This is a genomic window from Actinoallomurus sp. NPDC050550, from assembly GCF_040655075.1.
In the GTDB taxonomy this organism is placed as follows: domain Bacteria; phylum Actinomycetota; class Actinomycetes; order Streptosporangiales; family Streptosporangiaceae; genus Actinoallomurus.
The window spans coordinates 71708-97831 of record NZ_JBFAJC010000018.1 but is presented as its reverse complement, the minus strand read 5'-3'; the positions used below and the strand labels follow the sequence as shown (position 1 = coordinate 97831).

Annotated in this window: 25 protein-coding genes; 13 read left to right on the top strand and 12 right to left on the bottom strand. The window is 70.2% G+C overall.

What is annotated here, in order from left to right; translation table 11 throughout:
* Positions 1 to 26: 26 nt before the first annotated feature.
* Positions 27 to 1214 carry a hypothetical protein gene (locus AB0I04_RS24745; protein ID WP_360888661.1) on the bottom strand — a complete coding sequence of 396 codons (1188 nt, stop codon included), beginning with the start codon at positions 1212 to 1214 and terminating at the stop codon, positions 27 to 29.
* A gap of 13 nt (positions 1215 to 1227) precedes the next feature.
* A complete protein-coding gene (locus tag AB0I04_RS24740) occupies positions 1228 to 2133 on the bottom strand; it encodes a nitrilase family protein (protein ID WP_360888658.1) in 906 nt (301 codons plus the stop codon).
* A 184-nt stretch (positions 2134 to 2317) separates the two neighbouring features.
* On the opposite strand from AB0I04_RS24740, the gene AB0I04_RS24735 reads away from it, so the two are divergent.
* A complete protein-coding gene (locus tag AB0I04_RS24735) occupies positions 2318 to 3331 on the top strand; it encodes a substrate-binding domain-containing protein (protein WP_360888655.1) in 1014 nt (337 codons plus the stop codon).
* Here the strand turns inward: AB0I04_RS24735 and AB0I04_RS24730 are convergent.
* Complete coding sequence (locus AB0I04_RS24730) at positions 3318 to 4322, bottom strand: sigma-70 family RNA polymerase sigma factor (protein ID WP_360888652.1); 1005 nt, start codon at positions 4320 to 4322, stop codon at positions 3318 to 3320. The two genes, AB0I04_RS24735 and AB0I04_RS24730, sit on opposite strands and share 14 nt — an antisense overlap.
* A 247-nt stretch (positions 4323 to 4569) precedes the next feature.
* Between AB0I04_RS24730 and AB0I04_RS24725 the strand changes: the two genes are divergently transcribed.
* Genes AB0I04_RS24725 through AB0I04_RS24710 form a run of 4 tightly spaced genes read left to right on the top strand, consistent with a single transcriptional unit; the run spans position 4570 to position 8413 of the window.
* The gene (locus AB0I04_RS24725) at positions 4570 to 6030 is read left to right on the top strand and encodes an MFS transporter (RefSeq protein ID WP_360888649.1); all 1461 of its coding nucleotides are present in this window, start codon (positions 4570 to 4572) and stop codon (positions 6028 to 6030) included.
* 9 nt (positions 6031 to 6039) lie between these two features.
* Positions 6040 to 6372 (top strand): YciI family protein, encoded by a 333-nt coding sequence (locus AB0I04_RS24720; RefSeq protein ID WP_360888646.1) that lies wholly within the window; start codon positions 6040 to 6042, stop codon positions 6370 to 6372.
* A complete protein-coding gene (locus AB0I04_RS24715) occupies positions 6369 to 7589 on the top strand; it encodes an RNA polymerase sigma factor (RefSeq protein WP_360888643.1) in 1221 nt (406 codons plus the stop codon). Before AB0I04_RS24720 ends, AB0I04_RS24715 begins: the two co-directional genes overlap by 4 nt.
* A 53-nt stretch (positions 7590 to 7642) precedes the next feature.
* Positions 7643 to 8413, top strand: coding sequence for an alpha/beta hydrolase (locus AB0I04_RS24710; RefSeq protein WP_360888640.1), 771 nt, complete (start codon positions 7643 to 7645; stop codon positions 8411 to 8413).
* 46 nt (positions 8414 to 8459) lie between these two features.
* Here AB0I04_RS24710 and AB0I04_RS24705 read toward each other — a convergent pair whose 3' ends face one another.
* A complete protein-coding gene (locus AB0I04_RS24705; protein ID WP_360888637.1) occupies positions 8460 to 9032 on the bottom strand; it encodes a Uma2 family endonuclease in 573 nt (190 codons plus the stop codon).
* A 213-nt stretch (positions 9033 to 9245) separates the two neighbouring features.
* Between AB0I04_RS24705 and AB0I04_RS24700 the strand changes: the two genes are divergently transcribed.
* The 3 genes from AB0I04_RS24700 to AB0I04_RS24690 all read left to right on the top strand — a co-directional run bounded on the left by AB0I04_RS24700 (position 9246) and on the right by AB0I04_RS24690 (position 11272).
* Complete coding sequence (locus AB0I04_RS24700; protein ID WP_360888634.1) at positions 9246 to 10073, top strand: endo alpha-1,4 polygalactosaminidase; 828 nt, start codon at positions 9246 to 9248, stop codon at positions 10071 to 10073.
* A 182-nt stretch (positions 10074 to 10255) separates the two neighbouring features.
* Positions 10256 to 10693, top strand: coding sequence for a hypothetical protein (locus AB0I04_RS24695; RefSeq protein WP_360888631.1), 438 nt, complete (start codon positions 10256 to 10258; stop codon positions 10691 to 10693).
* Between the two features lie 63 nt (positions 10694 to 10756).
* Entirely contained in the window at positions 10757 to 11272 is a 516-nt protein-coding gene (locus AB0I04_RS24690; protein ID WP_360888628.1) for a ricin-type beta-trefoil lectin domain protein, read from the top strand.
* 75 nt (positions 11273 to 11347) lie between these two features.
* Here AB0I04_RS24690 and AB0I04_RS24685 read toward each other — a convergent pair whose 3' ends face one another.
* The 7 genes from AB0I04_RS24685 to AB0I04_RS24655 all read right to left on the bottom strand — a co-directional run bounded on the left by AB0I04_RS24685 (position 11348) and on the right by AB0I04_RS24655 (position 19890).
* On the bottom strand, positions 11348 to 11920 hold the full coding sequence (locus tag AB0I04_RS24685) for a permease-like cell division protein FtsX (protein WP_360888625.1): 573 nt from the start codon (positions 11918 to 11920) through the stop codon (positions 11348 to 11350).
* Positions 11917 to 12420, bottom strand: coding sequence for a SigE family RNA polymerase sigma factor (locus tag AB0I04_RS24680; protein ID WP_360888622.1), 504 nt, complete (start codon positions 12418 to 12420; stop codon positions 11917 to 11919). Before AB0I04_RS24680 ends, AB0I04_RS24685 begins: the two co-directional genes overlap by 4 nt.
* A 201-nt stretch (positions 12421 to 12621) precedes the next feature.
* A complete protein-coding gene (locus AB0I04_RS24675; RefSeq protein WP_360888619.1) occupies positions 12622 to 14019 on the bottom strand; it encodes a dihydrolipoamide acetyltransferase family protein in 1398 nt (465 codons plus the stop codon).
* 2 nt (positions 14020 to 14021) lie between these two features.
* Positions 14022 to 14999 carry an alpha-ketoacid dehydrogenase subunit beta gene (locus AB0I04_RS24670; protein ID WP_360888616.1) on the bottom strand — a complete coding sequence of 326 codons (978 nt, stop codon included), beginning with the start codon at positions 14997 to 14999 and terminating at the stop codon, positions 14022 to 14024.
* 48 nt (positions 15000 to 15047) lie between these two features.
* Positions 15048 to 16169, bottom strand: a complete 1122-nt coding sequence (pdhA, locus tag AB0I04_RS24665) for a pyruvate dehydrogenase (acetyl-transferring) E1 component subunit alpha (RefSeq protein ID WP_360888613.1) — start codon at positions 16167 to 16169, stop codon at positions 15048 to 15050.
* Positions 16170 to 16386: 217 nt separating this feature from the next.
* On the bottom strand, positions 16387 to 17997 hold the full coding sequence (locus AB0I04_RS24660; RefSeq protein WP_360888610.1) for a hypothetical protein: 1611 nt from the start codon (positions 17995 to 17997) through the stop codon (positions 16387 to 16389).
* Between the two features lie 45 nt (positions 17998 to 18042).
* Entirely contained in the window at positions 18043 to 19890 is a 1848-nt protein-coding gene (locus tag AB0I04_RS24655; protein WP_360888607.1) for a hypothetical protein, read from the bottom strand.
* A gap of 121 nt (positions 19891 to 20011) precedes the next feature.
* On the opposite strand from AB0I04_RS24655, the gene purS reads away from it, so the two are divergent.
* From purS to purL, 4 genes are all read left to right on the top strand, one after another.
* Complete coding sequence (purS, locus tag AB0I04_RS24650) at positions 20012 to 20254, top strand: phosphoribosylformylglycinamidine synthase subunit PurS (protein WP_252845398.1); 243 nt, start codon at positions 20012 to 20014, stop codon at positions 20252 to 20254.
* Between the two features lie 130 nt (positions 20255 to 20384).
* A complete protein-coding gene (locus AB0I04_RS24645; RefSeq protein WP_360888604.1) occupies positions 20385 to 20828 on the top strand; it encodes an ATP-binding protein in 444 nt (147 codons plus the stop codon).
* Positions 20829 to 20880: 52 nt separating this feature from the next.
* On the top strand, positions 20881 to 21558 hold the full coding sequence (gene purQ / locus AB0I04_RS24640; RefSeq protein WP_360888601.1) for a phosphoribosylformylglycinamidine synthase subunit PurQ: 678 nt from the start codon (positions 20881 to 20883) through the stop codon (positions 21556 to 21558).
* A gap of 113 nt (positions 21559 to 21671) precedes the next feature.
* Positions 21672 to 23906 (top strand): phosphoribosylformylglycinamidine synthase subunit PurL, encoded by a 2235-nt coding sequence (gene purL, locus AB0I04_RS24635; RefSeq protein ID WP_360888963.1) that lies wholly within the window; start codon positions 21672 to 21674, stop codon positions 23904 to 23906.
* 33 nt (positions 23907 to 23939) lie between these two features.
* Here the strand turns inward: purL and AB0I04_RS24630 are convergent, their stop codons facing one another.
* Complete coding sequence (locus tag AB0I04_RS24630; RefSeq protein ID WP_360888599.1) at positions 23940 to 24608, bottom strand: TetR family transcriptional regulator; 669 nt, start codon at positions 24606 to 24608, stop codon at positions 23940 to 23942.
* Positions 24609 to 24691: 83 nt separating this feature from the next.
* On the opposite strand from AB0I04_RS24630, the gene AB0I04_RS24625 reads away from it, so the two are divergent.
* Complete coding sequence (locus tag AB0I04_RS24625; RefSeq protein ID WP_360888596.1) at positions 24692 to 26119, top strand: MFS transporter; 1428 nt, start codon at positions 24692 to 24694, stop codon at positions 26117 to 26119.
* Positions 26120 to 26124: the final 5 nt, after the last annotated feature.

Sequence of the window (26124 nt, the reverse complement as noted above, 5' to 3'; positions counted from 1 at the left end):
GGAGACTTCCTCTCAGTGGGCGAGGTTCATGAGTGCCGGAGGCCGGGGAACAGGCCGAGCAGCGGGATGATCGTGGCCGTGCACAGGGCCATGGTGGCGGTGTAGGCGACCATCGGCGGAAGGTGTCGCGGCAGCCGGCGTGCCAGCGCCGCCGCGAGTGGCGGTCCGGTGATCGCGCCGAGCAGCGCTCCGGAGATGATCGCGGGGATCGTTCCACCGAAGGCCAGGACGGTGGCCGGGGCGACCGACACGACCGGGACGAAGGTCGGATACCAGCCGTGGGCCGTCCAGCGGCCACGCCAGAGCATCACCCCGCAGGCCGCCGTCAGGACTTGGGAGACGAGAAGCTGCGGCAGCAGGCCGCTGCCGTAGGCGGGCGCGGCGGGATTCAGCAGGAAGTGCAGCACACAGCCGAGCAGGAGCCCGGCTCCGGCCCACTCGTTGCCGTAGAAATGGGCCTCGGTGAAGTCCGCGAGAATCCGGCGCGGGACCCAGGAGACGGTGTGGCGGACCTGACCCGATGGCACCGACTCAGCGGGCGTCCGCAGGCGGGGCATCCAGGGCAGCCTCCGGCAGATCGAGCAGGCGATGACGCCGCCGAGGGACATGGCGAGCACGCTTCCCACCACCGGTGACAGGCCGAGCGGGACGCACACCTGGTTCACCAGCAGCAGGGCGATGGGCGTGACGAGCGTGGCCCCCAGCGCGGCCCCGGTCACGGCGACGAGCCAGCCCTCCCCATACAGGATCACGATCGCGGGTGGCACGGACACGAACGGTACGAACGTCGGCTGCCAGCTGTCCGGCGTCGACAGCGTCCACCCCCACAGCAGGTTGCTCGCCACCACTCCCAGGCCTCCGCTGACCGCGACCCAGGGCCACAGCCCGGTGCCGCATGCCTGTGTGAACCCTGTGTATCGGGCCCGGCGAGCCAGGTGCGCGAAGGCCGCACCCGCGATCATGAACAGGCCGCCGAGAGCGGACTTGGCCAGCGTCGCCTCGGTGGTGTCACCGAGGATCCAGTCCACGTACCAGGCCGGATGGGTGTAGCCGAGCTTCCAGGACGGGTAGCCCGCCACGGCGGCAGGGAGGCCGGGCCGCGCAAGGGTGAGCGACAGCGCCAGGAGCGCGGCGAGGGCGACGACCGCACCGGCGGCGGCCCACAGCCGCAGGGCGTGCAGGCGTTCGGGTGCGCGGATTGTCGTCGTGGTCATCGCGGCCGCCTGATCAGCGGGGGGCCGCGGGGCTCAGCGTGTAGCCGAGCATCGGATCGTACAGGTCGGTGCGCCGGTCCCGGATCAGGTCGTTCAGCTGGTTCCAGATCTGGGCGCTGCGGGCGGAGACGACGTCGATGTCGGCGGTGAGGATGGTCTCCTCCTCGGCGCCCGCCACCCGGCCGATGGGCCAGCCATTGGTCCCGGCGATGAGCGAACAGCCGAGGAAGCGGGCGCCCCGGTCGGACCCGACCCGGTTGGCGGCGGCGATGAACACGTTGTTCACGTGCGCGGCGGTCATGGTCAGGTACGAGGCCATGCACCGGCCGCTCTTGTCGAAGATCGGCGGTGGCGTCCACACCCAGTTGTTGACGCTGCAGATGATGTCGGCGCCCTGCTGGGCCAGGAGCCGGGGGACCTCGGGGAACCAGATGTCCCAGCAGATCAGCAGGCCGATCCGCCCGATCGGTGTCTCGAACACCGGGAAGCCCAGGTCACCGGGGGTGAACCACAGCTTCTCCCGGTTCCACAGGTGAGCCTTGCGGTAGTGGCCCACGTATCCGTCCGGCCCGACGAGGACGGCCGTGTCGTACAGGCGCACTCCGTCGCGTTCGGCGAGGCCGCCGACCAGGTGTACCCCGTGCTGCCGGGCGAAGGACTCCCAGGTCCTGACCGTTTCGCCGTCCGGGACGTGTTCCGCGTGCTCGAAGGCCTCGGCGCGTCCGCGGAAGCTGTAGCCCGTCGCCGCCAGTTCCGGCAGGACGATCAGCGTGGCCCCGTCCTCGGCGGCCTGGGCCGCCAGGGCGAGCGCCTGTTCGGAGTTGGCGCCGCGGTTCTCCAGCCCGACCTGGGGGTCGAACTGGATCACGGCGACGCGCGCCGGGGCGGCGGCCGGCTCGTGAGGAGAGGTGGTCGTCATCGCGGGGCTCCCTTCTCGTTGCCCAAACGTTTGGGCCAAACGTTTGGGTTAGCATGAACGCGACACCCGGAGGCCGTCAAGAGGTGCGGGCTCACTTACTTACCCCGCGATGCGGCCATCGGCGTAGGGTGAGCCGGTGCCGTAAGGAGGTGTGGCGTTCGTGGCGGGTCCGAAGGTTCGCCCGGTGACTCTGCGGTCCATCGCCGATCAGCTCGGGCTCCACGTCTCGACCGTCTCCCGGGTGCTGAACGGTCCGGCCGAGGACGGAGCGCGCGCGGCCTCCGGCGACACCGCCGAACGCATCCGCAGCCTGGCGGCCGAGCTGGGATACCAGCCCGATCCCCACGGCAGCGGTCTGCGTACGGGGCGCAGCAGGCTCATCGGAGTCCTCGTCCCGCGCGTGTCCGACCTCGTGCTCGCGACGATCTACGAGGGCATCGACGAAGCCGCCGGTGAACGTGGGCTCACGACCATCGCCGCCAACAGCCTGGACGATGAGGCGAACCGGCGAGCGCGGACGAAGACGCTCCTCGCCCGCCGCGTCGACGGCCTGATCTTCGGCGACGCCCGCCTCGACGACGGCTTTCTGGACCGGCTGGCCGCGGACGGCGTGCGGTTCGTCCTGGCCAACCGCAGGTCAGGCCATCATCCCTCGGTCACGCCCGACGACCGGCTCGGCGGCCGGCTGGCGGCCGAGCACCTCCTGGGCCTCGGCCATACCGAGGTCGCCGTCATCGCGGGTCTCCCGTTCGCCAGCACGGGCGCCGACCGTACCGCCGGGTTCGTCGACCACTACCGTGACCACGGCATCCACATCCCCGACACGCGCGTGCTGCACTCACCGTTCGACACCGCCGGCGGGCGAGCCGCCGCGGACGAGCTGCTCCGATCCGCGGACCGGCCGACGGCCATCTTCGCGGTGAACGACTTCGCGGCGATCGGCGCCCTGGGCGCGGCCCGCGATCACGGTCTGCGCGTCGGAACGGATATCGCGATCATGGGATACAACGACACTCCCCTGGCCGCGGAGCTGCCGATCCCGCTCACCAGCGTCGCCGTACCGATGCGCGAGATCGGCCGGCGATCCCTCGAGCTGCTGATCCGGCTGATGGCCGACGAGAAGGCCGAGTCACAGCGCCTGCCTCCCACACTGACGCCTCGCGCCTCGACCTGCGCCGCGAAGGTCACCGGACGCTGAGCAGGCCGGAGCCGGCGTCCACGGTGGGCGGCAAGCGGAAGACGGCGAACACGCCGGGGTCCTGGAACACCGTCGTCCGAGCGATCCCCGCGTCGGCGACCGTGAACACCTGAAGCGTGTGCAGGCGGAGAACGCCGTCGTCGCCGGGGACGTACGCGGCGACGGCGGGCTGACCGTTGGCGCCGACCGGGAACATCCGCCAGCCGGTGCCCCGGAGCCGGAAACAGCGCGCGATGAAGCCGATGTAGTCGCCCTTGCCCACGTACCAGTTCAGGAACGGCGGCATCTCCAGGATGGCGTCCTCGGTAAGCAGCCGTTCGAGCGCCGCCAGGTCGGCGTTCTCGAGCGCCGCGACGTAGCGGTCGACCAGCGCGCGGTGCCGCCGGTCGGTCGGCTCGCTGATCTCGTCCTCGCCCACGGCGGCCTCCGCGAGCCGGGCCCGGGCGCGCTGTAGTGCGCTGTTCACGGCCGCCGGCGTGGTCTCGAGGGCGCCGGCCACCTCGGCGGCCGACCAGTCGAGGACGTCGCGGAGGATGAGCACGGCGCGTTGCCGCGGAGGCAGGAGCTGCATGGCGGCGACGAACGCCAGCCGGAGGCTGCCCCGGGTGACGAGGACGGTGGCCGGGTCGTTCGGGTCGGTCCGGAGCATCGCGTCCGGAAGCGGCTGCAGCCAGGGCACCTCGTGCCCCGGCACGAGCGGCTGCTCGGGGTCGTCGCCGGGAGCGCCGATCTCCGACGGCAGCGGTCTGCGGGCCTGCTTCTCCAGCGCGGTCAGACAGGCGTTGGTCGCGATGCGGTGCAGCCACGTGCGCAGGGACGCACGCCGCTCGTCGAACCGGTCGTACGCCCGCCACGCCCGCAGGAGCGTCTCCTGGACGAGGTCCTCGGCCTCGTGGACCGACCCCAGCATCCGGTAACAGTGCGCCAGCAGCTCCGACCGGTACGGATCGGCCCGGCGCTCGAAGTCCTCGCTGACCGGCACCTGCGTCACGCCTTCCCCTGGACCGCGGAGACTCGACACTACCCTCCGCGGTCGTCGCTCCGTCAGGTCCCGGTCGCCCACCACCATGCCCATGAATTCCTCCTCACGTGTACGTACTCCGCGGGAGCGGCGAACTCATCGCTCCGCGGCGACGGAGAACGTGGAAATCGGGGTCCGATGAATCGGACCCGGCCGCTCGGTATGTACCGGCGGGCTCTTCCCAGAGCCGCCCGCGACCTACCGAACGGAGACCGTCATGACCAGACCGGTGCTCGCATCGCAGCGCGCCGAAGCGACTCGTGAGGGGGAGGGGCGACGTTGGCTCATGCTCGCCGTGCTGCTGCTCGGCCAGTTCATGGGACTGCTGGACGTCTTCATCGTGAACGTCGCGATGCCCGCCATCGGCGACGACCTGCACGCCTCGGGCGCGTCACTCCAACTCGTCGTGGGCGGCTACACCGCGGCGTACGCGATGCTGCTCATCACCGGGGCACGGCTCGGCACCCTGTACGGCCGGCGGCGGATGTATCTTCTCGGCGTCATCGTGTTCACCGCGACGTCGTTCGCCTGCGGCGTCGCACCGGGGGCCGGGGTACTGATCGCGTGCCGGTTCCTCCAGGGCGCGGGGGCGGCGGTCATGGTGCCGCAGATCATGAGTCTCATCCAGACGCGATTCACCGGCCCGGCGCGCGCGAAGGCGCTGTCCGCGTACGGCGTGGTGCTGTCGCTCGGCTCGGTCGCCGGCCTGGTGATCGGCGGACTGCTCGTCAGCGCGGACCTGTTCGGGCTGACCTGGCGGCCGGCCTTCCTCGTCAACGTACCGCTCGGCGTCGTCCTCGCCCTTCTGGTGCCGCGCCTCGTGCCCGCCGACGAGCCGAGCACGGCCCGCCGCCTGGACGTGCTCGGTCTCGCGATCGCGGCCTCGGCGGCGTTCCTGATCGTGCTGCCGCTGGTCCTCGGCCGTGAGGAAGGCTGGCCGGCGTGGAACTTCGGCTGCATCGGCGCCGGAGTCGTCCTGGCCGGGATCTTCATTCCGGTCGAACGGCGCGCAGCGGGACGTGGTAGGGATCCCCTGCTGGACCCGGCGGTGCTGCGCAACCCTGGCATCAGAGCCGGGATCGGCGCGCTCGCCGCCATGCAGGTGGGCTACGGAGGGTTCCTCTTCGTCTGCACCCTCCACCTGGAGGCCGGTCTCGGCGACAGCGCCCTGCGGGTCGGCCTCACCTATCTCCCGATGGCCGCGACGTTCGGGCTCGTCGGTTTCTACTGGCGTGCGCTGCCGGCCGTCACCCACCGCGTGCTCCCGCCCGCCGGGCTGGCCCTGTGCGCTGTGGCCTACCTCGGCATTTCGGCGGCCGTACGCACCGGGGCGAGCGGCGGCGCGCTGATGTGGGCGGCGCTCGCGCTGGACGGGGTCGGCATGGGCCTGGCGGTCAGTCCGCTGCTCGCCCGTTCGCTGCTGCACGTCCCGCTCTCCCAGGCGGCCGACGCCAGCGGCCTGCTCACCACCACGATGCAGCTGGGCCAGGTGCTGGGCGTCGCCATCTTCGGCACGGTGTTCCTCGCGCTGCGGGACCACGCCGCCGCCCACGCCACGTCGGCGCACGCGTCCGCGTCCGCCATGGCCACCACCGGTCACTGGCTCGCCCTGCTGGCGGCGATCGGCGTGATCCCGGCGATCGCGCTCGCACGTACGACCCGAACCGCGTCGCCTTAGGCTCGCTTTGTGAAGTACTTGCTGCTGATATGCGGAGACGGGCCGGCGTACGAGGCGATGCTCGCCGACCCGGACTTCCTGCCCGCCTGCAAGGCCTGGGCCACGGCCCGCGGCGAAAACCTGATCACAACCGGTGGGCTGGAACCACCGGCTGACGCCACGACCGTCCGCGTCCGCGATGGCGAGGTTCTTCTCACGGACGGCCCGTTCGCCGAGTCCAAGGAGGTCGTGGCCGGATTCAGTCTGATCGAGTGCGCCTCGCGCGAAGAGGCGGTCGAGGCGGCCCGGACCCATCCGGTGGCGCGCCACGGGACGATCGAGCTACGAGCCGTACAGCCGTGAACGTCGAGTCGACGATCGCGGGCCTGTTCCGGGAGGAATGGGGCCAGGTCGTCGCGACGCTCATCCGGCTGACCGGCGACTGGGACCTGGCCGAGGACTGCGCGCAGGACGCCTTCACCCAGGCGATCCAGCGGTGGCCGACGGAGGGGATCCCGCCGAGGCCGGGCGCGTGGCTCACCACGACCGCGCGCAACAAGGCGATCGACCGGCTCCGCCGGGCCGCTGTGGGCGTCGCCAAGATGCGCGAACTGGCCGCGCATCCCGCCGTGCCTACGGCGGATGCATTCCCAGACGACCGGCTGCGGCTCATGTTCACGTGCTGCCATCCCGCACTGCCGTTCGAGGCCCGGGTCGCGCTCACGCTACGCACCCTGGCCGGCCTGACCACGGCCGAGATCGCCCGGGCCTTCCTGGTCTCGGAGGGCACCATGTCCAAGCGGCTCACCCGGGCCAAAGGCAGGATCCGTGACGTGGGGATCCCGTTCCAGATACCGTCCCCGGAACTGCTGCCCGAACGGCTCGACTCCGTGCTGGGCGTCCTCTACCTGCTCTTCAACGAGGGGTACGCGGCCAGCGGCGGTGACGCACTGATCCGGCAGGGCCTCTCGGACGAGGCGATCCGGCTGGGCCGCCTGCTCGTCCGGCTGATGCCGGAGGAGCCGGAGGCCGCCGGCCTGCTGGCGCTGATGGTGCTTCATGACGCCCGGCGCCCGGCCCGGCTCGACGGCGACGAACTGGTGCCGCTGGAGGAACAGGACCGTTCCCAGTGGCAGCACGAGCGGATCGTTGAGGGCACGGCAGTGCTCGACCAGGCGCTGCGCCACGGGCGCGTGGGGCCGTACCAGATCCAGGCCGCGATCGCCGCGTGCCACGCGACCGCACCCTCCTTCGAAGAGACCCCGTGGGCTGAGATCGCGGCCCTCTACCGCCGTCTCGAGGCGCTCGTCCCATCCGCGATCGTCCGGCTGAACCGGGCGATCGCCGTGGGGATGGTCGACCCGGGGCGGGGACTGGCCCTTCTCGCGGCCCTGGAGTCCGATCTGCCCGACCATCACCTGCTGCCCGCCGCTCAGGCCGACCTCCTGCGCCGTCAGGGACGCCTTCCCGAGGCCGCCCGCGCCTACCGGTCGGCCCTGGCCCTGGCACCCACCGGGCCGGAGCGCCGCTACCTGGAGCGGAGATTCGCCGAGATCTCCGCCGGTGGGCTGTCCCTCTGACGCGAGGCCGTTCGTAGGTGGCGTGAGATCGGAACACCGGAAAGGCCGAGACCATGAACGTCACACAATCCGCCGACGGCACCGCGATCGCCTTCGACCAGTTGGGATCGGGGAGCCCGATCATCCTGGTGAGCGGCGCGTCCTGCACCCGCGGCGTCCACTCGCCGCTGGCCGAACTGCTGTCGGCCGGACACACGGTCCTCAACTACGACCGGCGAGGCCGCGGCGACAGCGGAGACACCCCGCCGTACGCGGTCGAGCGCGAGATCGAGGACCTCGCCGCGCTGATCGCGGAGGCCGGCGACTCCGCGGCCGTGTTCGGCAACTCCTCCGGCGCGATCCTGGCGTTGCGCGCCGCGGCCGCGGGCCTGCCGGTCACTCGGCTCGCCCTGTGGGAGCCGCCGTTCCAGCTCGACGCCGACGCACCCCGGCGCGCCCGCGCGTACGTCACCGAGCTGACGACCTGCCTGGCCGAAGACCGTCGTGGTGACGCCATGGCGCTGTTCATGCGCTTCGTCGGCATGCCACCCGTCGTGATCGACCAGATGCGTCAGGCCCCGATGTGGGCGTCCATGGAGGCCATCGCCCCGACCCTCGCCCATGACGCCGCCATCGTCGGCGACGGCGGTCTCCCGGCCGGCCTCACAGAGGTTGGGATCCCGACTCTGGTCCTGACCGGCTCCGAGACCGGCGCGTGGGCTCCGGCCGCCGCCGTCGCCCTGCTGGACGCCCTGCCGTCCGGCCGGCACACGACCCTCGACGGCCAGGACCACAACGTCTCCTGGGACGTCTTGGCCCCGCCCCTCGCGTCCTTCCTCTCCTGATCAATCCGAGACCGGTCCCGCCCGCACAGGGGTGGGGCCGGTTTCCTCACCGCAGTGAAGCCGTGTCGAGAGTGAGGTCGAACGGCTCCGGGAGACGCAGCTTCTCGCCGGCGACCACCCGATCGATCGTGCGGTATCCGTCGTCGCTCGGCTCGCTGAACAACGTGATCGCGGTCGGCTCGTCGACCGGGTCGATGAGCAGGTAGAGCGGGACACCACTCAGCGCGCAGTTACGCGGCTTGGCGAACCGGTCGCGCACGGCGTTGCCGCGCGACGTGACCTCGGCGACGAGCAGGACGCCGCGCCCGAACACCTCGCTGTCCCCGAACATCGGCGGATCCGGCGGCACGATCACCAGATCGGGCTCGATCCGGTCGCGGTTGCTCTCCAGGTGAATGGTGAGCTCGTGGCAGAGGTACCAGCCCTTCTCCAGAGCGACGTCGTGAAAGGCCGTGTGCAGGAAGTAGTTGATCCGGGCGTGCCGGAAGTTCCCGCGGGCGCTCACGACGAGACTCCCGTCGATGATCTCGACTTGGAAGCCCGGGTACGACGGTGTCCACTCCCAGATCTCTTCGATCGTGGGGGGCTCTTCTTCCTCGATCGGCTGCGGCATGGCCATGGCTCCACCATCCTCGAGTTCTCCTCGCTCAGCGTATCAGGACGACTACGAGGAGTATTGTCTAGAGCGCTGCCTGTGTCTGCCTGTTCGCGAAAATTCGGGACGCGTCGATGAGGCCGCCGTCGTCGGGGTTGTAGAGGAGGGTTCGGCCCCCCTTCGCTGAACGCCTGACGGCCGGGCGGGGGCCGGGTAGCTTGATCGCTTATGTCACGGATGCGTCATCGGTACGTGTTGTTCACCCTGGTCGCCCTGTCGCTCGCCGGTTGCAGCAGCACGGGCACGGGGGCCAAGGACGTGGCCGCGCACGGCGCGTCGTCGGCGACGGCCCAGGCGACCTCCTGGTGGCGGCCGAAGGTCGGTGTGAGCTGGCAGTGGCAGCTCAGTGGCAAGATCGACACGTCGGTCAACGCGAGCGTCTTCGACGTCGACATGTTCGAGACGCCCAAGTCCACCGTGACCGCGCTGCACAAGAAGGGCCGCAAGGTCATCTGCTACGTGAGCATCGGCTCGGCGGAGAAAGGGCGGCCCGACTACAACAAATTCCCCAAGTCCATCCTCGGCAAGAAGCTCGACGGGTGGCCGAATGAACGCTGGGTCGACATCCGCAGGATCGACGTACTGCAGCACATCTGGGCCGCGCGCCTGGATCAGTGCAAGGCCAAGGGGTTCGACGGTGTCGAGCCGGACAACGTCGACGCCTACCAGAACAAGTCGGGCTTCCCGCTGACCGCGAAGCACCAACTGGCGTTCAACCGGATGCTCGCGCGCGTCGCCCACCAGAAGGGCCTGGCGGTCGGGCTGAAGAACGACCTCGACCAGATCCCGTCCCTGGTCAAGGACTTCGACTTCGCGGTGAACGAGCAGTGCGCGGAGTACAAGGAGTGCTCGGATCTCAAGCCGTTCATCAAGGCCGGCAAGCCCGTCTTCCACGCCGAGTACAACCTGCCGCTGAGCAAGTTCTGCCCCGAGTCCAAGCGTCTGCGGCTCAGCTCCATCCGCAAGACCCTCGACCTCACCGCCAAGCGTCAGACCTGCTCCTGACCTGCGGCGCTCAGGGACGCCCGGGCGCGTGGTGATCCGACGGTAGGGCCCCCGGTCCCGGTCGTGTTTGGGACCGGTGGTCCAATTATCGCCGACGGTCTATCTCGGAAAAGAGCCGATCGCTAAGCTCGCTCCGCTCATACCGGTTAGCCGCATTATGGCCCGAGCGAGAGAACAAAGAGATGGGCATTCGTCGAAGGCTGGCCGTATCGGCGGTCGCCACCCTGTCACTCGCCGGTTTCGCCGCGGTCACCGCGGCCCCGGCCGACGCTGCGGACCACGGTTCGTGCGGCAAGGGCTGGTCCACCACGCCGCGGGACAAGGCGGCCATCAAGAGTGGCAAGACCACCTTCGCGTACGTGTATGCGTACGTGAAGTCCTACCCGCATTCCAATCATCGAGATGTCTGCGCGATCGTGCGTTCCGCCGGGAAGTACACGCGTTCGAAGCACGAAATGATGATCGGGCTCCAATTCAAGGGCAGGGCTCCCGCGAAGGTGGGCAGCGCCAGGTACTACGTCGGACCGGTGAAGGATTCGATCACCGGTAGGTACCGGGCGTTCGGCGCGATCACGATCGGCAAGCGCGTCTACAACGTCAACGCTCCCTGGCGGAGCTGACCCGTCCGCGAGCCACCACCAGGGGCAAGGACGGTTATGAACTCGGATGAGAAAGGACGGGCTATGCGCAAACGGAGTATGGCTGCCGTCGCGGCGGCCGCGACCGCGCTGCTGGTCCCCGCTCTGGCCGCCACGCCGGCCAGCGCCGCGAGCAGTTTCCACTTTCTGAACGAAGAGTCCTGGAGCTGCATCGTGATCACCAGCACGGCAGCGAACGCCCAGGCGCACATCAAGAAGTGCGATACGAGCACCACGGCCAAGAGGAAGCAGCTCACCTTCCAGGTCAAGTGGGGAAACCACCTCGTCAACGCCGCCACCGGCAAGTGCCTGGACATCAACCTCGGCAAGAACAAGAAGCTGAACAGCGGCGACGCTGTCGTGACGAACACCTGCAAGCAGACCGCTGCCAACCAGAAGTGGTCCTTCACCGGTGACGGCGTCGTGACGATCGAGCACATCCACCGTGCGAGAGAGCCCTATGTCTTCATCGCGGAGGCGGGGACCAAGAACTGGTCGAATGTGATCGTGCAGACGCAGGGTTACCCGGTCCCCGACCGGCAGATCTGGCACACGAGGTAAGTCCTCGCCGCCTGGTCGTACCTATTGTGGGGTTCTCCCTCGTCCGAGGCCGGGAGAACCCCACGCGGGCGAGGATCAGCGCGATCCGGTCACGATCTGATCCAGACCCGGCCGACCTGACAACGCCTCCAGCACCGCCCGTACGTCGGCGGGCCGACGCAGGGTCACCCGGAATGAGGTCGGGATATCGCCGGGGCGGATGGTGTCCCCGATCTTCGTTCCCGCGAACTGCTTCTTCGCCTCGGCGTACGCCTCCGCCGATGTGATGTACTCGATGCGGCGTACCTGCGGAATCTTCTTCAGCGCGGCGTCGATCGCGTCCTGCTGCTCCCGGGTGGCTTCCTGCCGATGGCAGGAAGGGTTCGCGGAGATCTTGGAGCAGAGGTAGATCGCGACCTGGGCCTCCCCGGATGGTCTCGGCGCCGTGAGCGGACCGGTGCCGCGGGGACCGGTCTCGTCCGGCACCCGGTGCGGAAGGCCGACCGCCAGGAACACCACCGCCGTCATCCCGGCGGCAGCCGCCAGGGGAGCGGCGAACCTCAGCCGGTTACGGCGTGCGGAGCGGCGGCGCAGCGGCGGAGGCGCGGCCGGTCCCCAGCCGTCGGCCATGGAGTAGGCGTCCCGTACGCGGTCTTCGAGCGTGCTCATCGGGCGTCCTCCAGGAGCTTGGCGAGAGCGGCGAGGGCCCGGGACGTCGTGGCCGACACGGTGCCGCGGCTGATCTTCAGAGTGCGGGCGATCTCTTCTTCGGGCAGGTCGCAGTAGAAACGCAGGGCGAGGACTTCACGCTGGCGGCGGGACAGCCGTGCGATCGCGGTCAGTACGGCGCGCCGCTCCTGCCCCTCCATCGCGCAGTCCTCCGCCGACCACGCGGGCGGCTGGTACGGCTGCCGGAACCGCCCCGCCACGGCCCGGCGGCGCAGCACGGAACGACAGCGGTTCAGCACGGCCGACCGCAGATAGGTCAGCGCGGCGGCGGGGTCGCGCAGGGACTGCCATCGGTCGTGCAGCCCGAGGAAGGCGTCCTGGACCACGTCCTCGGCGGTCGGCCCATCGCCGACCATCAACATGGCCAGCCGGATGAGCCCGACGGCGTGTTCGCGGTACAGCTCGCCGACGTCGGCGGGCGCCCGCGCGGAAGAGATCATTTCGATGTCCACATTCCAGAGACGCCTCAGCGCCCGGAATGCTGCGTGGCCGACTCGCTGGAGCCCAGCCTTTCGAGTGAACGTGCGCTTGTGGGTACGTCAAGTACTTAACGTACCCAGCTTGAGGAAGTGATCGTCTGTGCGCGGCGGCGGCTGTTGAGGGGTCTCCGGGCCTGCGCCGGCCCGGAGACCCCGGTGGCTTCAGCCCCAGGCGAGCATGCGCATGGGGTCCTCGAGCATGGCGCCGACCTCGCGGAGGACGGCGGAGCCGAGCTCGCCGTCGACGATGCGGTGGTCGAACGACAGCGCGAGCGTCGTGACCTTGCGGACCTTGATCTCGCCCTCGTGCACCCAGGGCATGTCCCTGATCTGACCGAACGCGAGGATCGCCGACTCGCCCGGCGTCAGGATCGGGGTGCCCGCGTCGATGCCGAAGACACCGACGTTGGTGATCGTGATGGTGCCGTCGGACAGGTCCGCCGGGGTCGACTTGCCGGCCCGCGCCGTGGCGGCGAGGTCGGCGAGCGCCCGCGCCAGGTCCGGGAGCGACAGGTCGTGCGCGTCGCGGACCTTCGGCACGATCAGCCCGCGCTCGGTCGCGGCGGCGATGCCCAGGTGCACGTAGTGCTTGACCACGATCTCCTGGGCCTCTTCGTCCCACGCCGAGTTGATCAGCGGGTTGCGCCGGACCGCCAGCAGGAGCGCCTTGGCGGCGAGCAGCAGCGGCGAGACCTTGACGCCCTCGAAGTCGGGCAGGTCACGCAGCCGCTTCACGGCGTTCATCGTCTCGGTGACGTCGACCTGCAGCCACTCGGTGACGTGCGGCGCGGTGAACGCCGACTGCACCATGGCCGCCGCCGTGTGCTTGCGCACGCCCCGGATGGGGATGCGCTCCTCGCGCCGCTCGCCTTCGGCCCGTACGGGCGTCGCGGGAGCAGGCGTCGCCGCGGCCCCCCGGACGTCGTCCCGGGTGATCGACCCCTGCGGGCCGGTGCCGGTGACCGTGGTCAGGTCGACGCCCAGATCCTTGGCCATCTTGCGGACCGGAGGCTTGGCCAGCACCGCGACGCGACTCCCGGCGGGCCGAGGCGTGGCCACGGGAGCAGCGGGCTCCGCCAGTACGGCGGCACTCGCGGGAGCGGATGCCGCCGCGACCGGGCCGGCAGCCGCCGCCTTGCGCGGCCGGCGCTTGGTGGATCCCGCCTTCACGCCGTAGCCGACCAGCACCGGGACGCGCTTCTGCTCCGGGGCGGAGGGGTCGACCGCCGGGGCGGGGCTGCCCTCGATTCCCGGCTCCCGCGCACCCTCGGCCGGCGCGGTCTCCTCCGCGGGCGTCCCGGTGACCGGAACGTCGCCGCCGACGGCGACCGAGATGATCGGCACGCCGACGTCGACCGTCATGCCCTCCTCGACGAGGAGCTCGGCGACGGTCCCCTCGTACGGGCAGGGCAGCTCGACGACGGCCTTGGCCGTCTCGATCTCGACGATCGTCTGGTTGACCTCGACGGTGTCACCCGGACGCACGTGCCACTTGACGATGTCGGCCTCGGTCAGGCCCTCGCCGACGTCCGGCAGCTTGAACTGCTTCAGCTCGCCCATGCTCACCACGCGAAGGTCCGGTCGACGGCGTCCAGGACGCGGTCGAGGTCGGGCAGGTAGTGGTCCTCGAGACGGGACGGCGGGTACGGCGTGGAGAAGCCGCCGACTCGCAGCACCGGTGCCTCCAGGTGGTAGAAGCACTTCTCGGTGATCCGCGCGGCCAGTTCGGCGCCGTACCCGTTGAACACCGGCGCCTCGTGCACGACGACGCACCGGCCGGTCCGGCGTACGGACTCCAGCACCGTCTGCTCGTCGAGCGGGTTGAGTGAGCGGATGTCGATGACCTCGATCGAGTGCTGCTCGTCGGCCTGCGCGGCCTCCAGCGAGGTCTTGACCATCGGCCCGTAGGCGAGCACGGTCACGTCCTCGCCCGGACGCGCGACGACGGCCTTGTCGAACGGGACGGCCTTGGACAGATCGGGGTCGACGGAGGCCTTGTCCCAGTAGCGGCGCTTCGGCTCGAAGAAGATCACCGGGTCGGGGCACTCGATGGCCTGCTGGATCATCGTGTACGCGTCGGCCGGGTTCGAGCACGCGACGACGCGCAGGCCGCCGGTGTGGGTGAAGTACGCCTCCGGCGACTCGCTGTGGTGCTCGACGGCGCCGATGCCGCCACCGCACGGAATGCGGATGACGACCGGCAGCTCCAGCGTGCCGAGCGACCGCATCCGCATCTTGGCGAGCTGCGAGGTGATCTGGTTGAACGCAGGGAACACGAACCCATCGAACTGGATCTCGCACACCGGCCGGTAGCCGCGCAGTGCGAGGCCGATGGCCGTGCCGACGATGCCGGACTCGGCCAGCGGCGTGTCGATGACGCGGGCCTCGCCGAAGTCCTTCTGGAGGCCGTCGGTCACCCGGAACACACCACCGAGCTTCCCGACGTCCTCACCCATGATGAGGACCTTCGGGTCGTTCTCCATGGCCTTGCGAAGGCCCTCATTCATGGCCCTGGAAAGAGTCAGCGTCTCAGCGCTCACCGTCGCACTCCCCTCCGCGCGTACCCACGGCCTGGGCCGGCCGCCCCCTCATCGGGACACATCCTCGAACGACGCCAGGTAGGACATGAACTGGTCGCGTTCTTCCGCGAGCAGCGAGTGCTCGGTCGCATAGACGTTCTCCCAGATCGCCGTCGCCTCGGGGTCGGGCAATTCTAGGCACCGTCTCCGCAGGTCCGAGCCGACCTCTTTGGCCTCGGCCTCGATCGCGTCGAAGAAGTCGCGGTCGGCCATCTGGTTCTTCACGAGGTACGCCTTGAGGCGCTCGATCGGGTCCTTCAGCTTCCAGGACTCCAGCTCGGCCTGGAGCCGGTAGCGCGTCGGGTCGTCGGTCGTGGTGTGGGCGCCCATCCGGTAGGTGAACGCCTCGATGAGCGTGGGGCCCTGGCCGCTGCGGGCGTTCTCGAGGGCCTTCTTGGTCACGGCGTGAACGGCGAAGACGTCGTTGCCGTCGACGCGGATGCCGGGGAACCCGAAGCCCTCGGCCCGCCGGTACAACGGGATCCGGGACTGCTTCTCCAGCGGCTCGGAGATCGCCCACTGGTTGTTCTGGCAGAAGAAGACGATCGGGGCGTTCTGCGCGGCCGACCAGACGAACGCCTCGTTGACGTCGCCCTGGCTCGTGGCGCCGTCGCCGAAGTAGACGATCGTGGCGTCCTCGGTTCCGTCCCGCTGGATGCCCATGGCGTAGCCCGTGGCGTGCAGGGCGTGGCTGCCGATGACGATCGTGTAGAGGTGGAAGTTGTGCAGCTTCGGATCCCACCCGGCGTGGTTGACGCCGCGGAACAGGCCCAGGAGGTCGAGCGCGTCGACGCCCCGGCACCAGGCCACCCCGTGTTCCCGATAGCTCGGGAACGCCATGTCGGTCGGCCGCAGGGCGCGAGCGGAGCCGATCTGCGCGGCCTCCTGGCCGAGCAGTGAGGCCCAGATGCCCAGTTCGCCCTGGCGGGTCAGCGCGACCGCCTCGGTGTCGATCCGGCGAACGATCACCAGATCCCGGTAGAGACCCTTGATCTCATCAGGCGTCAGGTTCACGTCGTAGTCGGGGTGCTCGACCCGCTCGCCCTCAGGGGTGAGCAGCTGGACGAGCTCCGATGGGGGAGATTGTGCGTCGGTGCCCAGGGGCGCACCGCGCGCGGCGTCGACGATCACGTGCCACTCCTCGTGCGTTCAGGGCCTTTCGCGGGATCGCCGCGGTCGGCCTGGTTCGCGTCGCCCTTCCCGCGGATCCCGGCGGTTGCGGGAGACGTAGTCGTCATCGTGACAGACCTCTCGTACCCGGGCGCAAGCCTCGGGTTCTACGGATTCGTACCCGCAAGGTTGTGCCCTGCCACCAACGCGAATCACGCTCCGATTCGGTAAACGTGGATCAATCGCGGGAGAGCACGCGGGTCGCGCCGGCGGCGACGGTCAAGCCGAGGATGAAGCCCGCGACGACGAGCGCGTCGGATATCCACAGGTAGATGCCGTGCGGCGCGAACTCCCCCTCCTGACCGAGCGAGCCGATCGGCAGCAGCACGTCCAGCGTGTAGAGGAACGGGTTGAACTGGGTGTTGTGCCCCGGCTCCTGGATCATCGGGTGGTGCTGGAAGACGATGGTGCCGAACGCCAGCAGCGCCACGAGCCACGCGGTGGCGAGGAACGGCCGGTAGCCGTAGCCGACCGTCCAGTCCTGGAGGTAGCCCCATACCCGGCCCGGCACCGGCTGCGTCGTACGGCGGTGCCGCTGCTTGGCGAGCAGGACGGTGCGCCGTTCGCCGTCGTGCCCGAGGGCGCGGTAGGTCTCGGCGAGCTTCTCGTACGGCTGGGGGATGTAGCCGTCCGTGTCGCGGCGCACCCACTTCAGCCGCTCCTTCGCGACAAGCGGCGGGTCGATCATCTCGTACGTGAGGCCGTCGAGCTGGTACCTCGGCGCCCAGGAGAGCGGGTCGTCGCGCAGGAGCTTGAAGTGCGCGTAGCTCAGGTCGACGATGCCCTTGATCGGCTCGGCGGTCCGCAGCAGCACCTCTTCGGCCTGGGCCCGCTGGAGGTTCAGCGCCACGCCGGCCGGGTTGCTGAGGCGTCCGCCGCGCAGGTTGAGCAGGCCGCCGATGTGCGCGCCCGCCAGGCTGACCACGCCCTCGGCGCGGAAGCCGTCCGAGCAGTAGATGTCGGTCTCGATGCTCATGTCGTCGCAGTTGAGCGCCGCACGTGCCGGATTGGACACCGACGCGCCGACCAGGGACAGGTAGCCGCCGATCCGCGCGCCGCGCAGCCGGATCTCCCCCTCGGCGCTGAACCCGCCGTCGCAGAAGACGTTGGCCGCGACCGCGAGCCGGCTGGCGTACAGCGCCTGCCCCTTGGGGTTACGCAGCCGCGCCCCGCGGAGGATCAGCTGCCCGCCGACGTTCGCGCCCGGCAGCCGGACCTCGCCCTCGGCGGTGAATCCCTGGTCGCAGTAGACGTTGTTGTCCACGACGAGGCGGTCGGCCAGCAGCGGCGCGTCACCGCCCGGGTGGGACAGGTGGGCACCGGTCAGGTTGAGGATGCCGGTGATGTGGGCGCTGTCGAGCCAGACCCCGCCGTACACGTGGCTGCCCTCCAGCCACAGGTGCCCGTCGATGCGCGCGCCGGAGGCGACCAGGCCGGGCAGCCGGCAGCGCATGAAGTGGACGCTGCGCAACTGCGCCCAGTACAGGTGCGGGGCCTCGGTGAGCTGGCAGCCGGTGAGCGCGAGCGGCACGGTCACGTGGGCGTGCCCGAGGTTCAGCGTCCCGGCGATCCGCGCACCGGTCAGGCGAACGGCGGCGACCTGGCCGGGTTCGTTCTCCCGTGCGCCGAGCAGCAGCGCGGAGATCACCTCGGCGCGGATGGTGCGTTCGGGGCCCCAGGCGTTCGTGCTGTCGAAGTCCTGGTCGCCGCCGGACAGGTCGACCGTCTCACCGCGCGGGAACGCGTCCCACAGCACGCGCTCGGGTGGGGTCAGCTCATCACTCAGCATCAGACGAACTCCGGGGGGAAGACGAGAGAACCTTCATTTATATCGCTAGTGGCGGGAGAGCACCCGCGAGACGCCTGCGGCGATGGTGGTCGCGAGGATCCAGCCCGACGCGACGAGCGCGGCGGCCAGCCACTGCTGCCAGCCGCGCGGCCCGAAGGCGTCCTCCTGACCGAAGCCGATGACCGGCAGCAACAGGTCGAGCGTGTAGAGCAACGGATTGAACGGCGGCGCCTCGCCCGCCTTCAGCGGCGGCGGGTGGTGGACGCCGAAAGCCACGACGCCGACGGCCAGCAGCCCGGCCAGCCACAGCACCGCTCGCTGCGGCCGGTAGCCGTAGCCGACCGTCCAGTCCTGCACGAGGCCCCAGACGGCGAGCCAGCGCGGCAGCGTACGCCGTCGGCGGCGCTGCCGGGCGAGCTGCACCGTACGGGCGTCGGCGTCCTGCCCGAGCCGTCGGTAGACGCCCGCGAGCTGCTCGTACGGCTGCGGCTGGTACCCGTCGGCGCCGTCCAGCCAGCCGAGCCGGTCGGCGCCCGCGCCGGGATCCTCGACCGTCTCGTACGTGAAGCCCTCGAGCCGGGAGCCCGGCGGCCAGCCCTTCGGAGCGTCGCGGAGCACCTCGACGCGCGCGTGCCGTACGTCGACCGCGCCGTCCACACCGCGAGTTCTGAGCCGCAGCGTGGTGGCGCGTACCTGCCGGCAGCTGATGGCGGCCTCACCGGGGGCGCTGATCGTCGCGTCGTCGAAGCACAGGTCACCGCCGATCCGCGCGCCGGCGAACGAGACCCGGCCCTCGGCGGTGAAGCCGTCGCAGCAGTCCACGACGCCGCCGACGTTGATCCCGTGCGCCTTGAGCGCCCGGGTTCCCGGCGCGGTGAGCCGGGCGCCGGAGAAGTCGACGCTGGCCTCGACCCGCGTGTCGACCAGATGGACGGCACCGTCGGCGACGAACCCGTACTTACCGAACAGGCCGCCGGTGATCTCCGCACGGGAGGCCCGAAGCGCGATCTCGCCCGGGTTCGACAGGTGCGCCCCGTCCAGGTTGATCGACCCGGTCACGTGGGCGCCGTCGAGGTAGATCTGCCCCTGCGCCCGGAGGCCCCCCGCCCGGAGGCTGCTCCCGACACTGAGGAGATGCCCGCGCAGCGCCACGTCCGAGGGATTTACCAGCTCCGCGCCGTCCAACTCCAGCGGGCCGCCGATTACCGCCGACCGCAGGCTGACCATCCCTTCGGCGCGCAGACCGTCGCTGAGGGAGACCGTGCCTTCTACCCGGGCCCGGTCCAGTTCCAGCGCGACGCCGCCAGGGCAGGACAGCCGGGCGCGGTCGAGGATGATCGCGCCCTGCACCCGCGCGCCCCGCAGGCGAGTCGATCCCGAGACGGTCAGGTCGGTGGCGATCAGGTCGCGGGCCACGGTCAGGCCGCCGGCCTGCAGCGCGCGTTCAGCGTCGATCCGCGCCGAGCTCAGGGACAGTGCACCGTCGACCTGCGTCCCGACGAGAAGGACCGGCCCGTCGAACCGGCAGCCCTTCAGCCAGAGCAGGCCGTCGATCCGGGCGTCTGAGGCCTGCAGACCCGGCAGCCGGGAGCCCGAGAGGTTGACCTGCCGGAGGCGGGCGCCGTACAGGCTCGGCGTCTCGGCGAACTCGCAGTCGCGCAGGAGGGCGGCGTACGGGACGTCGGCGAAGGACAGGTCGAGCCGCCCGGTGATCTTCGCGCCGGTGAGCCGGACCGCGGGCACCCGCCCCGGCTCGGGCGGCAGCGCGCCCGAGAGCAGGGCCGCGATCACCTCGGCGCGTACCTCGCCCTGGCCGCCGAGGTCGACGGTCCGCGCTGCGGGGAATGCCTCCCAGAGAGCGGATTCCGGCTCGGTGAGTTCCTCGGCGCGCATGACGACTCCTCGGGGGCGGGGGATCGGCCCTAACGATCCCATCGGGCCAGGGTTCGCGTCACCGGCATCGTGACGTTGCCGTACGCTTCGGTGCCGTAGCTGCAGATCAGAGGGGGTTGCCATGGCGCGTTTCATCGTCGACGTCATGTTGAAGCCGGAAATTCTCGATTCCCAGGGCCAGGCCGTCGCCCGGGCGTTGCCACGGCTCGGTTTCGAGGGCGTCACAGGGGTACGCCAAGGGAAGAGGTTCGAGATCGAAGTTGAAGGGCCGGCCGACGAAGCGGCCACTGAACGTGTCCGGAAGATGGCTGAGACGTTGCTGGCCAACCCCGTCATCGAGACGTTCGAACTCCGCGCAGAATAGTCGCCTAAAGTTAGCTCGGTCCCGCGATTACGTCAGTTTCCACCGGGGAAGCCTTAGCTTCGTTGAAAGAATCAGCAGACGGGGTCGACCCCAGGTCAGGGGTCAAGATGACACGAGGTGTCCGGTGGATATGAAGTTCTCACTCGACTTGCCGCGTGAGACTCTCAGCATCCCGGTGATCCGACGGGTCCTGGGCGATACGCTGCGCGGATTGGGGGTTTCGGAAGCCTGTATTGCCGACCTTCTCGTGGCCGCATCCGAAGCCTGCACCAATGTCGTGCAGCACGTTGATTCGGCGACCCACTATGAAGTGATCGCCAGTATCGCCGGTGACCACTGCGTGCTGAAGATCTCCGACACGGGCCACGGCTTCCAAAGCGACAGGCAGAAAGGCGCGGGGCCCGATTCGGAGTCCGGGCGCGGGATCAAGATCATGCAGGCGCTCGTCGACGACGTCACCTTCGACAGTCGCCCCGACGCGGGCACGGTCGTCTACCTCCAGAAGAGACTGAGCTGGCAGGAGGAGTCCCCGATGCGCCTCCTCGAGCCCGAGCTGTTGAAAACCGCAGGCTAACCCCCGGATAAGCTGGGGCACGTCCCGACCGTTCCTTGATCGGAGTGTGCCCATGTCAGCCCGTGTGGGCGTCATCACCTTTCCCGGTTCGCTGGACGACCGGGACGCCGCACGCGCGGTCCGCCTCGCCGGCGCCGAGCCAGTGTCCCTCTGGCACGCCGAGGCCGACCTCCTCGGTGTCGACGCCGTCGTCCTTCCCGGCGGCTTCTCCTACGGCGACTACCTCCGCGCCGGCGCCATCGCCCGGTTCGCGCCGCTCATGGACAAGCTCGTCGCGGCCGCCGGCGACGGCCTTCCGGTGCTCGGCATCTGCAACGGCTTTCAGGTGCTGTGCGAGTCGCACCTGCTGCCGGGCGCGCTGACCCGCAACGCCGGCCTGCACTTCGTGTGCCGCGCCCAGCGCCTGCGCATCGAGAACGCCGACACCGCCTGGACGACCGATTACGAGCAGGGCCAGGAGGTCGTCATCCCGGTCAAGAACATGGACGGCTGCTACGTCGCCGACGAGGCCACCCTCGACGAGCTGGAGTCCGCCGGCCGGGTCGTCGCCCGTTACGTCGACGTCAACCCCAACGGCTCCCTGAGGGACATCGCCGGCATCTGCAACGAGGCGGGCAACGTCGTCGGCCTGATGCCCCACCCCGAGCACGCGGTCGAGGCGCTGACCGGCACCTCCACCGAGGGGCTCGGCTTCTTCACCTCTGTCCTCAAGAAGTTGGTGCACCAGTGACTGAGCAGGTCCACACCTCCGTCAACGAGCCGGGCGACGAGCGGTCCGACGTCGGCGCGTCGGGGACGAGCCCCGACCTGTCGGCCCCGGAGCCCGCTGCGCCGCCGGTCGAGGTGGACACCGTCGACCGTGCGGAGCGGACGCCCGAGCGCGAGCTGCCGTACGCCGAGCTCGGCCTGAAGGACGACGAGTTCGTCCGCGTGCGGGAGATCCTGGGCCGGCGGCCCACCTCCGCCGAGCTGGCCATCTACTCCGTCATGTGGAGCGAGCACTGCTCGTACAAGAGCTCGCGCGTCCACCTGCGGCAGTTCGCCGACAAGGCGCCGCAGAGCGATGCGCTGCTCGTCGGCATGGGCGAGAACGCCGGGGTCGTCGACGTCGGCAACGGCTGGGCCGTCACGTTCAAGATCGAGTCGCACAACCACCCGTCGTACGTCGAGCCGTACCAGGGCGCGGCCACCGGCGTCGGCGGCATCGTCCGGGACATCATCTCGATGGGCGCCCGGCCGGTCGCGGTCATGGACTCCCTGCGCTTCGGCCCGCCGGAGGCAACGGACACGCGCCGGGTGCTCGACGGCGTCGTCCGCGGCGTCGGCGGCTACGGCAACTGCCTCGGCCTGCCGAACATCGGCGGCGAGGTCGTCTTCGACCCCTGCTACGCCGCGAACCCGCTGGTCAACGCCCTGTGCGTGGGTGTTCTCAAGCCCGAGGACATCAAGCGGGCGATCGCGCCGGGGCCGGGCAACAAGGTGGTCCTGTTCGGTGCGGGCACCGGGCCGGACGGCATCGGCGGCGCGTCGGTGCTGGCGAGCGCGACCTTCGATGAGGAGTCTCACCAGAAGCGGCCGTCGGTGCAGGTCGGCGACCCCTTCATGGAGAAGGTCGTCACCGAGTGCTGCATGGAGATCTTCGCTGAGGACCTCGTCGTCGGCATCCAGGACCTCGGCGCGGCGGGCGTGTCCTGCGCCACCACGGAGCTGGCCGCGGCCGGCACCGGCGGCATGGACATCGACCTGACTCTGGTGCCGCTACGCGACGCGACGCTGCGGCCCGAAGAGATCCTGATGAGCGAGTCGCAGGAGCGCATGATGGCCGTGGTCGAGCCGGCCAAGGTCGAGCGCTTCCTCGAGGTCTGCGCGAAGTGGGACGTCCCCGCCACCGTGATCGGTGAGGTCACCGACACGGGTCGGCTGCGGATGACCTGGCACGGCGAGACGATCGTCGACATCCCGCCGGGCACCGCCGCCGACGAGGGCCCGGTGTATGAGCGGCCGTACGAGCCGCCGGCCGACCTGGCGCAGCTGCAGGCCGACGGCCCGGGCCGCCTGCCGCGTCCGGCCACCGCCGAGGACCTGCGCAACACGGTGCTGTGGCTCATCGGCTCGCCGAACCTCGCCGACAAGACCTTCGTCACCTCGCAGTACGACCGGTTCGTGCTCGGCAACACCGTGCTGGCCATGCCGGAGGACGCCGGCGTGATCCGCATCGGCGACGGGCCGCAGGGCATCGCGCTGGCCACCGACGGCAACGGCCGCTACGCCCGGCTCGACCCGTACGCCGGCGCGCAGCTCGCCCTGTCGGAGGCGTACCGCAACGTCGCGACCACGGGCGCGCGGCCGCTCGCGGTCACCAACTGCCTCAACTTCGGCTCGCCGGAGGACCCGGGCGTGATGTGGCAGTTCGCGCGTGCCGTCGAGGGGCTCGCCGACGCGTGCCAGGCGCTGGGCGTCCCGGTGACCGGCGGCAACGTCAGCTTCTACAACCAGACGGGCAGCACGCCGATCAACCCCACCCCGGTGATCGGCGTCCTGGGCGTGCACGACGACGTCGACCGCCGCGTGCGGATGTCGTTCAACGTCGAGGGCACCACGCTGCTGCTGCTCGGCGAGACCCGGCCGGAGTTCGGCGGCTCCGAGTGGGCGAACGTCGTGTTCCAGCACCTCGGCGGGCTGCCGCCGCGCGTCGACCTCGCGGCCGAGGCGGCGCTGGCGTCCGTGCTCGTGACCGGGGCGCGGGAAGGCGTGCTGAGCGCCGCCCACGACCTGTCCGACGGCGGCCTGTCGCAGTCGCTGGTCGAGTCCTGCCTGCGCGGCGGGCTCGGCTGCGTGATCAGTCTGCCGGACGACCCGTTCACCGAGCTGTTCAGCGAGTCCGTGGCCCGGGCCGTCGTGGCCGTCTACCCGGATCACGAGGAGCGGGTCGTCGCCCTCGCCGAGGCCGCCGGGGTCCCGGTGCGCCGTCTGGGCACGGTCGGCGGCGACGCCTTCGAGGTGGAGGGCCTGTTCTCCATCCCGCTGAGCGAGCTGCGCGAGGTGCACCAGGGCGCCCTGCCCGCCCTGTTCGGCTGATCGAGAGACCGCGCCGGGCCCGGCCCGGCGCGGTCAGCCGTTCGGGGCGATGGCCCGGACGCCAGCGACGAAGATGTCGATGCCGAGAGCGATGGAGGCGTCGGAGTCGACCGCGGCGGCGAGCACGGGCGCGGCGTCGACCATGTGACGGTACCGGTCCGGTGGCAGCGTCGCGAGTCTGATGCGCTTCTGGCGGCGGACCTCCGCGACCTCCTCGCACGTCATCGTGGGCTTGACGTTGGGATCGCCGATGACCAGTGTGATCGCCGTCCGCAGGCCGTACCCGCAGAGGACGCCCGCCTTCTCGGGCTCGAATCCCCCCTCCGCGAGGATCGCCAGCGCCGCCTCCATGGAGTCGTAACAGTACGGGGCGTCGATCCAGGCGGTCATCAGCAGCTGCGCGGCACTCGGGTGTACGCGTAGGACGCCGACGACCGACTCCATCAAGGTGCGGAGCCGGTCGTACCACGGCGCCGCCGGATCGACCTTCGTGTCGACCAGCGACCACACGCGGTCGACGAGCGCGACGTGCAGTTCGTCCTTGTTCTTGAAATGCCAGTAGAGCGCCATGGGCGTGACACCCAGGCGCTGGGCGAGCCGGCGGATCGTCAGCCCCTCGAGGCCCTCTTCGTCGGCGAGCGCCAGGGCGCCGTCCACCACTGTCTCCCGGCTCAGGCGAGCGCGTTCTTCTTCTGCGGCCACTTGACAACTATACGCTGTACAAGCTTCCCTATACGGCGTACATGTACGTCGTATAAGAACACTGTATAGGGGAGTCGAGGACGATGGAATCTCGTCGACGCTGGTGGACCTTGACCGGGGTCGCGCTGGCGACCTTCATGACCTACCTCGACAACAACGTCGTCAACGTGGCGCTGCCGTCCATCCAGCGCGACCTGCATCTGACGCTGTCCGGGCTGGAGTGGATCGTCAGCAGCTACATCCTGGTCTTCTCCGGCCTGATGCTCGTCGGCGGCAGGCTCGGCGACGTGTACGGCCGCCGCCGGCTGTTCCTGGCCGGGCTGACCGTCTTCACCGCCGCGTCACTCGTGGCCGGGATCGCGGGGAACGAGACGACGCTGATCGTCGCCCGGGTCCTGCAGGGGGTCGGTGCGGCGGCGTCGGCGCCGTTGACGCTCGCGATTATCTCCTCGACCTTCCCCGACCCGCGCGAGCGTACGAGGGCGGTAGGGGTGTGGAGCGCGGTCGGCGCGCTCGCCTTGGCGCTCGGCCCGCTGACCGGCGGGTTCATCTCCGAGCGCTGGCACTGGGGCTGGATCTTCCTGATCAACGTCCCCGTGGGCGTGGTGACGATCGCCATCATCGCCTTCTCGATGCGCGAGACCGGTGCGGCCGTACGCCGCCGTCTGGACGTTCCAGGCCTGCTGACCTCCGCGATCGCGCTGTTCTCCGTCACCTACGCGCTGATCGAGGGCCACGACCGGGGCTGGACCTCGGCCCTGATCCTCGGTGCCTTCGCCCTCGCCGCGGTCTCGGCGGCGGGGTTCATCGCGGTCGAGACCCGCACCGACGACCCGATGGTGGACCTGTCGATGTTCCGGGAGCGCGTCTTCAGCGGCGGCCTCGGCGCGATGGTCCTGTGGGGCTTCGGCGTGATGGGCGTCTACCTCTTCACGGCCATGTACCTGCAGAACATCCTGGGGTTCTCCCCGACCAAGGCGGGAGCGTCCATCATCCCGATGGCCCTGATGATGATCGTGGTCGCGCCGTTCGCCGGGACGGTCGCGCGGCGCCTCGGCACGAACCTCACCGTCGCGGCGGGCCTCGCCCTCAACGTCGTCGGAATGATCATGGTCTCGTTCGTCGGCGAGGGCGGCAGCTTCATGGACCTGCTGCCCGCGTTCGTGGCCTTCGGCATCGGTTCCGGTTTCACGATGATGCCGCTGACCGACGCGGTCATCGGGGTGCTCCCGCCCGCGCGGGCCGGCGCGGCCTCCGGTGTGCTCAACGCCTCCCGCGAGGTCTCGGGCCTGCTCGGCGTCACGATCATCGGCGCGATCCTGACCTCACGCCAGTCCGCGGTCCTGCACGGCGGCTCCACGCCGATCCACGCCTTCCTGTCGGGCTACCAGCTCGCCATCCTGGTCGGCGCCGCGATCGTCGCCGTGGGCGTCCCCCTCAGCCTCTACACCCTGCGCACCCGCCGTCAGGCCCCCGTGGGGACCGAGCCGCTGCTGGAGCCGGCCGCCTGAGGTGA